Source organism: Lysobacter rhizosphaerae (genome assembly GCF_054779795.1).
On the sequence record NZ_BAAGXO010000001.1, the window covers coordinates 705,434 to 718,163 of the forward strand.

The window sequence follows — 12,730 nt, forward strand, 5'->3', positions numbered from 1 at the left end:
GGCTGGGTTGCCGATGGAAACGCATGGCTTTCGTGGACGGGGTTAGCCCCCGAAGAAAAAAATCGTCGGGAGGGTTCAGCGGATCACCAGCAGGCGCTGCTCGGTCATGTCCTCGATCGCATAGCGCACGCCTTCGCGGCCGAGGCCCGAATGCTTCACGCCGCCATAGGGCATGTTGTCGACGCGGAAGCTCGGCACGTCGCCGACGATGACGCCGCCGACTTCCAGGCGATCCCAGGCCCGCATCGCATGCGCCAGGTTGCCGGTGAACACGCCGGCCTGCAGGCCGAAGTCGCTGTCGTTGACGCGATCCAGCGCGTCGTCGAAATCATCGAAGGGCTCGATCATCGCGACCGGACCGAAGGCCTCCTTGCGATACAGCTCGCTGTCGTGCGGGACTTTTTCCAGCAGTGCGGCCGGCAGCATGTTGCGCTTGCGCGGGCCACCGGCGAGGACCTTGGCGCCACCCTTGCGCGCGGCGGCGATCCAGCTTTCCACGCGCTGCGCCGCCTCGTCGTTGACCATCGGGCCGATGAACGTTTTCTCGTCGTGGGGGTCGCCCATGGGCAGCCGGGTGACGGCCGCCTTCAGCTTGCGCCGCAGCTTCTCGTAGATGGCCGCATGCGCGTAGATCCGCTGCACGCTGATACAGCTCTGCCCGGACTGGTAGTAAGCGCCGAAGACCAGGCGTTCGACCACCTGATCGAGTGGCGCGCCCGGATCGGCGTCGATGATGCAGGCCGCATTGCCACCCAGTTCGAGCGTGACCTTCTTGCGGCCAGCACGCGCCCTGAGGTCCCAGCCGACCAGGCCACCGGTGAAGCTCAGCAGGGCGATGCGTTCGTCCTCGACCAGGGCCGCGGCGTTGTCCGTGGTGCAGACGACGATCGAGAAGGCCCCTTTGGGCAGGTGGGTCTCGGCGAGGATCTCACCGATGATCAGCGCGCCGACCGGGGTCTTGTCCGCGGGCTTGAGCACGAAGGGGCAGCCGGCCGCGATCGCCGGCGCGACCTTGTGCGCGACCAGGTTGAGCGGGAAGTTGAACGGCGTGATGAAGCTGCACACGCCGATCGGCACCCGCTTCACCATGCCGCGATAGCCGCGTGCGCGTGGCGAGATCTGCAGTTCCAGCAGCTCGCCATGGCTGCGCGTGGCTTCGTTGGCGGCTATGCGGAAGGTGTCGATCAGGCGGGTGACCTCGCCACGCGCGTCCCGGATCGGTTTGCCGGCTTCGATGCACAGCGCCTGCGCCAGCTCCTCGAAGCGTTCGTTGAAACGGCGGACGCAGTGCTCCAGCACGTCGCGGCGGGCATCCGGAGGGAACGCCGCCATCGCTTCGCGTGCCTTGTACGCAGCGACTATCGCCTTGCGCACGGTCGCCGCATCCGCGAGGGCCACGCGCGTGGCGCGCTTGCCGGTGTATTTGTCGAGGACGTCCAGCTCCTGCTTGGCAGTCACCGGCTGGTTGGCGAGATAGTTGGGATAGTGCTTGGCGAGCATGGGAACCTCCTGTCCGCGAACCAGTCCGGCGAAGCCTAAACCATGTCCCCGGGGCGGCTCGTTATGCGCGCGTTGGCGTGGACGACGCTACGTTGTTTTCACTACCTGCAGCGGCAGCGTGCCATCGGCCAGGCGCGCATCGAGGCGATCGCCCGGCGCGGCATCGAGCACGCTGCGCACGACGCGGCCGTCGGGATGGCGGAGGATCGTGTAGCCGCGCGCCACGGTGGCCAGCGGACTCACGGCTTCCAGCGAGCGGGCGAGTCCGCGAAGCCGCAGCATCTCGTTGCCAAGGCGACGCACGATTACGGCCTGCGGTCGCGACGACACCGCCGCCAGTCGTTCGCGCAAGCGCACGATGCGCCGCTGCGGATGCGCGGCACGCAGTACGGCATCCGCGTGGCGCACGCGGGCGCGCTCGCGTTCGAGTCGGCGCTGCCACGCGGTCGCGAGACGGCGCAGTGCTTCCTCCTGGCGCCGGCAGAGCGCGTCGAGGCGCGCCCGCGGTCGCAAGGCATTGAGGCGCAGGGCGGCGCGGTCCGCGCGCTGCATCGCGGCGCGCAATCGCTGCGCCTGCAGGTTGTGGAGGCGGGCGTCGAGCGCGCGCAGGCGGCGGGCAAGGTCGTCGCGGCTGGGTACCAGCAGCTCCGCCGCCACCGATGGCGTCGGCGCGCGCAGGTCCGCGGCGAAGTCGGAGAGGCTGAAGTCGGTCTCGTGGCCGACCGCCGAGACGACGGGTACGGGGGCCGCGGCAATGGCACGCGCCAGTCGCTCGTCGTTGAACGACCACAGATCCTCGAGCGAGCCACCCCCGCGCGTGAGCAGCAGCACGTCGTAGCGGCCCGAGGCCGCGGCGCGCTGCAGCATCGAGACGAGCTGGGCGGCAGCGGCGGCGCCTTGCACCTGTACCGGCAGCACCTCGGCTTCCACCAGTGGAAATCGCCGCGCCAGCACGCTGAGCACGTCGCGCACGGCGGCACCGCTCGGCGACGTGATCACGCCGATGCGGCGTGCGAAATGGGGCAGGGGGCGTTTGCGATCGCTGTCGAAGAGGCCTTCGGCGGCCAGCTTCGCCTTCATCTCCTCGAACGCACGGCGCAGCGCGCCTTCGCCGGCTTCCTCCATGTGGTCGAGCACCAACTGGTACTCGCCGCGGGCCTCGTACAGCGTCAGCCGGCCGCGCGCGAGGACGTGCACGCCCTCGCGCGGAACGAACTTCAGCCACGAGCTCTTCGGCTTGAACATCGCGCAGCGGACCTGCGCGCGTTCATCCTTCAGCACGAAATACAGGTGGCCGGAAGAGGGCCGCGAGACGTTGCCGAGCTCGCCCTCTACCCAGATCAGCGGGAAGCTGCCTTCCAGCAGGTCGCGCGCCAGGGTGTTGAGCTGGGACGGGGTGAGGACGTTGCTGGCGTCGTCGAGGTTCATGAATCAGGTCAACAAACGGCCGAAAAGCGGGCCGCCCACCGTACCGCAGCCCGGGCGCCGGGTCACGCCGACGCTACAATGGCGGCATGAATTCCGCCTTCGACCTCGCCCCAGCCACGCCGCCCTGCGCGGGCATGAGTTTCGGCCCCCAGCCGCGCCGCAATACCCGCGCCGTCACCGTCGGTGGCGTCCAGGTGGGCGGCAACGCGCCGGTCGTGGTGCAGTCGATGACCAACACCGACACCGCCGACGTCGCCTCGACCACGAGGCAGGTCGCCGAGCTGTGGCGCGCGGGCTCCGAGCTCGTGCGCATCACCGTCAACACGCCCGAAGCCGCCGCCGCCGTGCCGCGCATCGTCGACAAGCTGGCGATGATGGGGTTGAGCGTCCCGATCATCGGCGACTTCCACTACAACGGTCACCAGCTGCTGACCGGCGAGCCGGCCTGCGCCGAGGCGCTGGCCAAGTACCGCATCAATCCCGGCAACGTCGGCTTCGGCAAGAAGAAGGACACGCAGTTCGCCACGCTGATCGAGTTCGCGATCAGATACGGCAAGCCGGTACGCATCGGCGCCAACTGGGGCTCGCTCGACCAGGCCCTGGCCACGCAGCTGATGGACGAGAACCACAAGCTCGCCGAACCGCTGGATGCCGCCGAAGTGCTGCGCGAAGCGCTGATCCGCTCGGCGCTGGATTCAGCGGCGCGCGCAGTGGAGCTGGGCCTGCCGGCCGAACGCATCGTGCTCAGCGCGAAAGTCAGTGGCGTGCAGGAACTGATCGCGGTCTATCGCGAACTCGCGCGCCGCAGCGATTTCGCCCTGCACCTGGGCCTGACCGAGGCCGGCATCGGCAGCAAGGGCATCGTCGCCTCGAGCGCGGCACTGGGCGTCCTGCTGCAGGAAGGCATCGGCGACACCATCCGCATCTCGCTGACGCCCGAACCCGGCCAGTCGCGTACCACCGAAGTGATCGTGGCGCAGGAACTGCTGCAGACGATGGGCCTGCGCGCGTTCACGCCGATGGTTACCGCGTGCCCCGGTTGCGGCCGTACCACCAGCACCTTCTTCCAGGAACTGGCGCAGCGGGTGCAGGAGCATGTGCGCGCGAAGATGCCGGAGTGGAAGATCACCCATCCCGGCGCGGAAAACCTCACCCTTGCGGTAATGGGCTGTGTCGTGAACGGCCCGGGTGAATCGCGCCACGCCAACATCGGCATTTCCCTGCCGGGCACGGGCGAGGCGCCGTCGGCGCCGGTGTTCGAAGACGGCGAGAAGACGGTGACGCTGCGCGGCGAGAACATCGCCCAGGACTTCGTGGGACTGATCGACCGGTACGTGGAACGGCGCTATGGTTCCGCCGGCCCCGGCTGAGCCCGCGGCACGAACAATCAAGCAGGACGCGCGCTTCGGCGTGGCGTTCCTGCGACGTTACTGGCTGCGCCTGCTGTTGCTGTTCATCGGCGTACTAGTGCCGTTGTTGGGGTTCGCCGGGCTGGTCGAGGAACTGCACGAAGGCGAGGCCTTCTTCTTCGACGCTCCCATCCTGCATTTCGCCCACGGCATGGCCAACGCCGGCCTGGATCGGGTGTTCCTGCTGTCTTCCGCGCTGGGTTACCAATGGGGCGTGGTGCCCGCGGATGTGGCGCTGGTGCTGGTCCTCGCGATCAGGGGACGGGCACGCGAAGGCCTGTTTGCCGGACTCGCGCTCGGCGGCTCGGCCCTGTTGAACCTGGCGACGAAGCAGTTGTTCGCGCGGGAACGGCCGTCGCTGTGGGAGTCGATCGCGCCCGAGGGCACCTACAGTTTTCCCAGTGGCCATGCGATGGGCTCGATGACCCTGGCGTGGGTCTGCGTCCTGCTGGTGTGGCGCACTCCATGGCGCTTGCCGGTCACGGCGCTGGCAATGGGTTTCACGCTGCTGGTGGGGTTCTCGCGCATCTATCTCGGCGTGCATTACCCCTCGGACATCCTCGCCGGCTGGGCAGCGGCTTCGGTATGGGCGGTGTCCTGCTTCCTGGTCGTGTTCCAGCACGCCCGCCATCCGTGGGATGCGCCAGCCGGCCCGGGTTAGGGCCGCCCAGTAATCAAGCGCTCATTCCGCCGGTTTTGCGGCTTCCACCGGCGCCGTGGTCGCGTGCTGCCGCGACAGTTTCGCCTCGCGATGGGCGATGTAGGCGTTCGCACAGAAGATGATCGCCGCGCCCGCTATCGTCCAGTGATCGATGCCTTCGTCGAAGAACAGGTAGCCCGCGAACGCCACCACGGGTAGCTGCATGAAACTGATCGGCGTCAGCGCGGAGACATCGCCCAGGCGCAATGCCCGCGTCCACAGCAGCTGGCCGCCGGTGCCGAACACCCCGATCAGTGCCAGCCAGGCCCACTCGATGCCATGCGGCCAGGTCCATGCGAACACGGCAGGGATCAGCGACAGCGGCACCCAGAACACGTACGTATAGAAGACGATGGTGTCGGCGGGGTCCACGCGCGAAAGCTGCTTGATCTGGATCGCGACGATCGCGCTGAGTACCGCGGCGAGCACCGCGATCAGCGAGCCGTGCGAGAAGCCGCTGGTGCCCGGACGCACGATCACGAGCACACCGATGAAGCCGATGATCACCGCCGCCCAGCGCCGCTTGCGCACGGTCTCGCCCAACCAGATCACCGCCGCGATGGTGACGAACAGCGGCGTCGAATACGACAGCGCGATCGCCTGCGACAGGGGCAGGTGGCCGATGGCCCAGAAGGCGCACAGCATCGAGCCGATCCCGATCGAGCTGCGCAGCAGGTAACGCGGCAGTTGCCGCGTACGCAGCGAAGCACCGCCGTGCAGCAGTACCGGCAGCAGCGCCAGCAGCCCGAAGGCATTGCGGAAGAACGCGATCTCGTAGGTCGACACCGTGCGCGAGGCGAAGCGTATGGTGATCGCCATCAGGCCGAAGAACAGGGTGCTGACGAGCATCAGGCCCGCGGCGCGGAGGAAACGATGTTGCGGCGTTGCCGTTGCAGTCACCACCGCGCCGTCACCAGGTCGCGCCGATGACGCGCGGTTCCGGCTCCAGGACCACGCCAAAGCGCCTGCGCACCGAATCGGCAATGCGCCGTGCAAGCGTCAGCAATTGCGCGCCGGTCGCCTGGCCATGGTTGACCAGGACCAGGGCGTGGGTGGCGGCCACCCCCGCATCGCCGTCGCGATGCCCCTTCCAACCGCACTGGTCGATCAGCCATGCGGCGGACAGCTTGCGGGTGCTGTCGTCGTTGCCGCGGAACACCGGCAGCGCGTCGTGCTCGGACTTGAGCACGTCGGCCTGCGCCACGGCCACGATCGGATTCTTGAAGAAGCTGCCCGCGTTGCCGATCACGGCGGGGTCGGGCAGCTTGCGGCGGCGGATCGCGATGACCGCGTCCGCGACATGCCTGGGCAGCGGGGAAGCGACGCCCATGCTGTCGAGTTCCTCGCGGATCCCCGCGTAGTCGAGTTTCAGCGCGGGTACCCGCGACAGGGCGAATTCGACCGCGGTGACGATGTAGCGATCGGGCTGCTGCTTGAACAGGCTGTCGCGATAGGAAAAACGGCATCCGGGCGCATCGAAGCGCTGCACCTGGCCCGTTGCCGGCTCGAAGGCTTCCACCGCGTGGATGAACTCGCGCACTTCCGCGCCGTAGGCGCCGATGTTCTGGATCGGGGCGGCGCCGACAGTGCCGGGAATCAGCGCGAGGTTTTCCAGTCCGGCAAAACCGTGGCGCAACGTGCGCATCACGAAGTCGTGCCATTCCACGCCGGCATCGGCGCGCACGATGGTGCGCACGCCCGCTTCGGTCGGGACATCGTCGACATGGGTCACGCGCTTGCCGGTCAGGGCCAGCACCACGCCTTCCGGATTGCCCGCGAACAACAGGTTGCTGCCGCCACCGAGCACCAGCGACAAGCGTTCGCCGAATTCGCGGTCGGCGAGCAGGGCGGGCAGGGCAGCCGAATCGGCGACTTCCACCAGCACCGGCGCGGTCGCTACGACGCCGAAGGTATTGCGGGATTGCAGCGGCGCGTCGCGGGCGATGCGGATGTAGTCGGTCATGGAGTGTGCGGTTGCTCTCAGACTTCTGGCGGCAGGTTGCCGCGGCTGGGCGCTTCCTTGCGGCGACGCATCGCTTCGACGCATTCGTACACGAGTTTCGGGCCCTGGTAGACCAGGCCCGTGTACAGCTGTACCAGCGACGCCCCCGCGGCCTGCTTGGTCGCGGCATCGGCACCGCTCATGATGCCGCCCACGCCGATCAGGTCGATCGACTCGGGCAGGCGCGTGCGCATCATGCGCAGCACGGTGGTGGCCGGGCCCATCAGCGGCTGCCCGGAAAGACCGCCGGTTTCATCCGCGTGCTGCGCGCCCTCGACCAGGAGGCGCTGGACGGTGGTGTTGGTGGCGATCACACCGTCGACTTCAAGGTCGGTGAGCACGCGCGCTGCGGCGTCGACGTCGCTTTCGCTCAGGTCGGGCGCGACCTTCACCAGCATCGGCACGCATTTGCCGTGCTTGGCCTGCAGGCGTTCCTGTTCCTCGCGCAGCGTGCCGATCAGGCGCCGCAGCGCCTGTTCTTCCTGCAACTCACGCAGGCCGGCGGTGTTGGGCGAGGAGATGTTGATGGTGACGTAGTCGGCCAGTGGAAACACCCGCGACAGGCAGTACATGTAGTCGCCCGCGGCCGCCTCGTTGGGGGTGTCCTTGTTCTTGCCGATGTTGATGCCGAGCAGGCCGCGGCATTCGGCGCGTTCGACGTTGCGCACCAGCGCTTCGATGCCGTCGTTGTTGAAGCCGAGGCGGTTGATCACCGCGCGATGTCCCGGCAGGCGGAACATGCGCGGCTTGGGATTGCCCGCCTGCGGCTTGGGCGTGACCGTGCCGATCTCGACGAAGCCGAAACCCAGCGACATCAGCGCATCGATGTGCGCGCCGTTCTTGTCGAGGCCGGCGGCCAGGCCGACCGGATTCGGGAAGGTCAGGCCGAAGGCCTTGGTCGGCAACGGTTCGGGCTTGCGCGCCAGCAGCGGGTTGAGCCCGCTGCGGTAGGCAGCTTCCATGGCCGACAGGCCAAGGCCATGTGCGGTCTCGGCATCAAGACCGAACAGGAAGGGGCGCGCGAGTCCGTACATGGGTTACAGATCGAACTTGATGCCCTGCGCCAGCGGCAGCGCATCGGAGTAGTTGATCGTGTTGGTCTGGCGACGCATATAGGCCTTCCACGCATCCGAGCCGGATTCCCGGCCACCGCCGGTTTCCTTCTCGCCGCCGAAGGCGCCGCCGATTTCCGCACCGCTGGTGCCGATGTTGACGTTGGCGATGCCGCAATCCGAACCCGACGCGGCCAGGAAAGCTTCGGCGGCCTTGAGGTTCTGGGTGAAGATCGACGACGACAGGCCCTGCGGCACGGCGTTCTGCATGTCGATGGCCTCGTCGATCGTCTTGAACTTCATCACGTAGAGGATCGGCGCAAAGGTCTCGTGCTGGACGATCTGGGCGTCGTTGGTGAGGCCGGTGACGATCGTCGGCAGGACGAAGTTGCCCTTGCCCTCGATCGCGGCGCCGCCGGTTTCGATCTTGCCGCCCGCGGCCTTGGCCTTCTCGATCGCGTCGAGGTAGGCGTCGACGCCATCCTTGCTGTTGAGCGGGCCCATCAGGTTGGCCGGGTCGGTCGGGTCGCCGATCTTCTTCTCTACCTGCTTGTAGGCGGCGACCAGTTTGGCGAGCACGTCGTCATGGATCGACTCGTGCACGAACAGGCGGCGCGTGGTGGTGCAGCGCTGGCCGGCGGTGCCGACCGCGCCGAACGCGATGGCCGGAATCGCCAGCTTCAGGTCGGCGCTCTGGTCGACGATGATCGCGTTGTTGCCGCCAAGTTCCAGCAGCGAACGGCCCATGCGCTGGGCGACGCGCTCGCCGACCATGCGGCCGACCTTGGTCGAACCGGTGAAGCTGATCAGCGGGATGCGGCGGTCGTCGACGAACTGCTGCGCGAGGTCGCTGCCGGCATCGTTGAACAGGAAGAAGATGTCGGGGAAGCCGCCCTTCTTCAGCGCCTCGTTGCAGATCTTCATCGCCGCGATGGCCGAGAGCGGGGTCTTCGGCGAGGGCTTCCACACGGTGATGTCACCGCAGATGGCGGCGACGAACGAGTTCCATGCCCACACCGCGACCGGGAAGTTGAAGGCGGAGATCACGCCGACGATGCCGATCGGGTGCCACTGCTCGTACATGCGGTGGCCCGGGCGCTCGGAGTGCATGGTCAGGCCGTACAGCTGGCGCGACAGGCCGACGGCGAATTCGCCGATGTCGATCATTTCCTGCACTTCGCCGTCGCCTTCCGGCTTCGACTTGCCCATCTCCAGCGCGACCAGCGAGCCCAGCGCGTCCTTGTGCGTGCGCAGCGCGTCGGCGCACAGGCGGATGGCTTCGCCGCGGCGCGGGGCCGGGGTGGTGCGCCAGACTTTGTAAACGGCCTGGGCGCGCTCGACGATCGTGTCGTAGTCGGCCCTGGAGGAGGCCTGCACGCGGCCAAGCACCTCGCCCGTGGTCGGGTTGACCGGTTCGATGACGCCCGCGTCCTTCGTGGCCGACCACTGGCCGCTGCCGAGGTAGGTGCCGGATTCGTTGTCGGTCAGGCCGAGGGCGGTCAGGACGGGGTGGGTCATTGATGCAGCTCCAGGAGGGGGAAACCAAAGCATTTGGGAGTCCGCACGTGTGCGGGGTTGCGCACACGGATGTGCGATCCATGAATGGCGGCCCCGACACGATTCGAACGTGCGACCTGTCCCTTAGGAGGGGACCGCTCTATCCAGCTGAGCTACGGGGCCGTAAGGCGCGGAATTATCGCAGAGAACCGGGCGTGGCCGTACCCCGGCGACTGGTACCGCGCTGCCCGGAAACGCAGAACGCCCGGATTTCTCCGGGCGTCCTGTCGATTTTCCACTGGCAGGGATTACTTCTTCGAACCCTTGCTGCCCTTGTCGGCCTTGCCGGCCTTCGTCGCCGGCTGGGTGTCGTCGGCCGCCGGCGTGGCGTCCAGGCCACGGCGCACCAGCAGCGGCTCGATGTACGGATCGCGGCCGGTGAAGTCATGGAACAGCGCCAGCGCGTCCTTGCTGCCGCCACGCGAGAGCAGGGTGTCGCGGAAGTGGTCGCCGTTGGCGCGGGTCAGGCCGCCGTTCTGCTTCATCCATTCCACGCTGTCGGCGTCGAGCACTTCCGACCAGATGTAGGCGTAGTAGCCGGCTGCGTAGCCGCCCATGATGTGGCTGAAGTACGGCGTGCGGTAACGCGGGGGCACCGGGCCGAAATCGAGGCCGTCCTTCTTCAGGGCCTCGGCTTCGAAGCCCATCACGCCGTCGGCGGCGGGAACCTCGTTGGCCGACTTCACCTGGTGCCAGCGCTGGTCGAGCATCGCCGCGCCGAGGTACTCGGTCGTGGTGAAGCCCTGGTTGAACTTGGCGCTCGCCAGCACCTTGTCCAGCAGTTCCTTCGGCATCGGGGCGCCGGTCTGGTAGTGCTTGGCGTAGTTGGCCAGCACTTCCGGCCAGTCGGCCCACATCTCGTTGACCTGCGACGGGTATTCGACGAAGTCGCGCGGAACGCTGGTGCCCGAGAAGTACGGGTACTTCACGTTCGAGAACATGCCGTGCAGCGCATGGCCGAACTCATGGAACATCGTGGTCACTTCATCCCACGTCAGCAGGGTCGGCTGGCCGGCCGGCGGCTTGGGGATGTTGAGGTGGTTGGCGACCACCGGCAGGAAGCCGGTCATCGCGGACTGGTCGACGTACGAGTTCATCCACGCGCCGCCCTGCTTGGACGGACGGGCGTACATGTCGGAGATGAAGATCGCCAGCTGCTTGCCGTCCTTGTCGAAGACGTCGAACACGCGCACGTCGTCGTGGTAGACCGGCAGGTCCTTGCGCTCCTTGAAGGTCAGGCCGTACAGCTTGCCCGCGGCGTAGAACACGCCGTCCTGCTGCACGCGGTCGAGTTCGAGGTAGGGCTTGAGCTGCGATTCGTCGAAGTTGAACTTGGCCTGGCGCACCTTCTCGGCGTAGTAGGCCCAGTCCCACGACTGCAGCTGGAACTTGCCGCCTTCCTTGTCGATGATGGCCTGCATGTCGGCCGCTTCCTTGCGCGCGTTGGCGACGGCGGCCGGGGCGAGCTTGCCGAGCATGGCATTGACCGCTTCCGGGTTCTTAGCCGTTTCGTTTTCCAGCGCGTAGGCGGCGTAGGTCGGATAACCCAGCATCTGCGCGCGCTCGGTGCGCAGCTTCACGACCTTCGACACGATCTCGCGGTTGTCGTACTTGTTGCCGCGTTCGTTGCGGATGAGCGAGGCTTCCTGCAGCTTCTGGCGCAGGGCACGGTTCTGCAGGTAGGTTTCCTGCGGCTGCTGGCTGAAGTTCATCAGCGGCAGCACGTACTTGCCTTCGAGCTTGCGGGCCTTGGCGGCTTCGACCGCAGCGGCGATCTGGTCGTCGGGCAGGCCAGCGAGGTCTGCCTTGTTGTCGACCACCACGGCGAGGTCGTTCTTTTCGTTCAGCACGTTCTGGCCGAACTGCGTGCCCAGCGAGGCGAGCTCGCCGTTGATCTGCTTCAGGCGTGCCTGCTGCTCGGCGGTGAGGTTGGCGCCGGCGCGGACGAAGTCGGTGTAGTACTTCTCGACCAGGCGCACGCCTTCGGCGTCGAGGCCGAGCGTCGCGCGGGTGTCGTACAGCGCCTTGACGCGTGCGAACAGCTTCGGGTTGAGGTAGATCGCGTCGCGGTGCGCGGCGAACTTCGGCGAGTAGTCGGCATCGAGCTTGTCGCGCGTGTCGTTGGTGTCGGCGCCGACGAGGTTGCCGAACACGGTCGCCGCGCGGGTCAGGATGCGGCCCGACTTCTCCATCGCGATGATCGTGTTGTCGAAGGTCGGCTTCGCCTTGTTGTTGGCGATCGCATCGATTTCCTTCTTCTGGTCGGCCATGCCGCGATCGAAGGCCGGCGCGAAGTCGCTGTCCTTGATCTTGTCGAACTGCGGGTAGTGCAGCGGCAGCGTGCTTTCGCTGAAGAAGGGATTGGCCTGTTCGTTCACGGCGCTGGGTGCTGGATTGGTGTTGTGGGCAAGGGCCGGGGCGGCTGCCGAGGCCAGGGCGATGGCGACGGCCAGCGCGAGACGGTGCTTCATCGGGTGGGTCTCAGTGGATTGGAGCGGGAGCCGGAGGGTAACCGATGGGGCATCGGCGATGCCCATGACAAAAGGCAGGGGCGACGGGCTGTTCATGGCCCTGTCACGCCGTGAAAACCGGGCCGCTTCCATGCTGGCGTCCCGCGCCCGAGGAGATATGCCATGACCGTCGTGTCCGTGATGACACCCAATCCGGCCTGCTGCACGGCCACCACGCCGCTGCGTGACGTGGCCCGGATGATGCGCGACCACGATTGTGGCCAGATCCCCGTGGTGGACGCGTCACAGCGGCCCATCGGCGTGGTCACCGATCGCGACATCGCCATGCGCGTGGTCGCCGAGGGACGCGACAGCAACGGCGCCACCGCCGCCGACGCGATGACCATGCCGGTGCGTACAGTCAGCACCGAGACCAGTCTTGCCGATTGTGTCCATCTGATGGAAGCCGACCAGATCCGCCGCGTGCCGGTGGTCGACGCCAGCGGGAAGCTGGTCGGCATCGTCGCGATCGCCGACCTGGCCCTTGCCGGCAAACCGAAGGCCACGGCGGAAGTGGTGAGGGAAGTATCGGCACCGATGCGGCATTGAAGTGTCGGCGAGGGCGGGCCATG

10 protein-coding genes and 1 tRNA gene are annotated in these 12,730 nt (G+C 67.2%); 3 read left to right on the forward strand and 8 right to left on the reverse strand.

Annotated features, from left to right (window positions below; all coding sequences use genetic code 11):
- Positions 1 to 75 precede the first annotated feature (75 nt).
- Positions 76 to 1,500 carry an aldehyde dehydrogenase family protein gene (locus ACYVGE_RS03305; RefSeq protein ID WP_460726994.1) on the reverse strand — a complete coding sequence of 475 codons (1,425 nt, stop codon included), beginning with the start codon at positions 1,498 to 1,500 and terminating at the stop codon, positions 76 to 78.
- 87 nt (positions 1,501 to 1,587) lie between these two features.
- The gene (gene xseA / locus ACYVGE_RS03310) at positions 1,588 to 2,928 is read right to left on the reverse strand and encodes an exodeoxyribonuclease VII large subunit (RefSeq protein WP_460726996.1); all 1,341 of its coding nucleotides are present in this window, start codon (positions 2,926 to 2,928) and stop codon (positions 1,588 to 1,590) included.
- Positions 2,929 to 3,062: 134 nt separating this feature from the next.
- Here xseA and ispG point away from each other — a divergent pair, with 134 nt between their 5' ends.
- Positions 3,063 to 4,298, forward strand: coding sequence for a flavodoxin-dependent (E)-4-hydroxy-3-methylbut-2-enyl-diphosphate synthase (gene ispG, locus ACYVGE_RS03315; RefSeq protein ID WP_460727293.1), 1,236 nt, complete (start codon positions 3,063 to 3,065; stop codon positions 4,296 to 4,298).
- Positions 4,276 to 4,998 carry a phosphatase PAP2 family protein gene (locus ACYVGE_RS03320; RefSeq protein ID WP_460726998.1) on the forward strand — a complete coding sequence of 241 codons (723 nt, stop codon included), beginning with the start codon at positions 4,276 to 4,278 and terminating at the stop codon, positions 4,996 to 4,998. Before ispG ends, ACYVGE_RS03320 begins: the two co-directional genes overlap by 23 nt.
- A 21-nt stretch (positions 4,999 to 5,019) precedes the next feature.
- Here ACYVGE_RS03320 and ACYVGE_RS03325 read toward each other — a convergent pair whose 3' ends face one another.
- From ACYVGE_RS03325 to ACYVGE_RS03350, 6 genes are all read right to left on the reverse strand, one after another.
- Positions 5,020 to 5,886, reverse strand: a complete 867-nt coding sequence (locus ACYVGE_RS03325) for a DMT family transporter (RefSeq protein WP_460727000.1) — start codon at positions 5,884 to 5,886, stop codon at positions 5,020 to 5,022.
- 61 nt (positions 5,887 to 5,947) lie between these two features.
- A complete protein-coding gene (murB, locus tag ACYVGE_RS03330; protein WP_460727002.1) occupies positions 5,948 to 7,000 on the reverse strand; it encodes a UDP-N-acetylmuramate dehydrogenase in 1,053 nt (350 codons plus the stop codon).
- A 17-nt stretch (positions 7,001 to 7,017) separates the two neighbouring features.
- Positions 7,018 to 8,073, reverse strand: a complete 1,056-nt coding sequence (locus tag ACYVGE_RS03335; RefSeq protein WP_460727004.1) for a quinone-dependent dihydroorotate dehydrogenase — start codon at positions 8,071 to 8,073, stop codon at positions 7,018 to 7,020.
- Positions 8,074 to 8,076: 3 nt separating this feature from the next.
- Positions 8,077 to 9,609 carry an L-piperidine-6-carboxylate dehydrogenase gene (gene amaB / locus ACYVGE_RS03340; RefSeq protein WP_460727006.1) on the reverse strand — a complete coding sequence of 511 codons (1,533 nt, stop codon included), beginning with the start codon at positions 9,607 to 9,609 and terminating at the stop codon, positions 8,077 to 8,079.
- 85 nt (positions 9,610 to 9,694) lie between these two features.
- Positions 9,695 to 9,771 (reverse strand) — tRNA-Arg (locus ACYVGE_RS03345).
- A gap of 125 nt (positions 9,772 to 9,896) precedes the next feature.
- A complete protein-coding gene (locus tag ACYVGE_RS03350; RefSeq protein ID WP_460727008.1) occupies positions 9,897 to 12,119 on the reverse strand; it encodes a M3 family metallopeptidase in 2,223 nt (740 codons plus the stop codon).
- Between the two features lie 162 nt (positions 12,120 to 12,281).
- Here ACYVGE_RS03350 and ACYVGE_RS03355 point away from each other — a divergent pair, with 162 nt between their 5' ends.
- The gene (locus tag ACYVGE_RS03355) at positions 12,282 to 12,707 is read left to right on the forward strand and encodes a CBS domain-containing protein (RefSeq protein ID WP_460727010.1); all 426 of its coding nucleotides are present in this window, start codon (positions 12,282 to 12,284) and stop codon (positions 12,705 to 12,707) included.
- Positions 12,708 to 12,730: the final 23 nt, after the last annotated feature.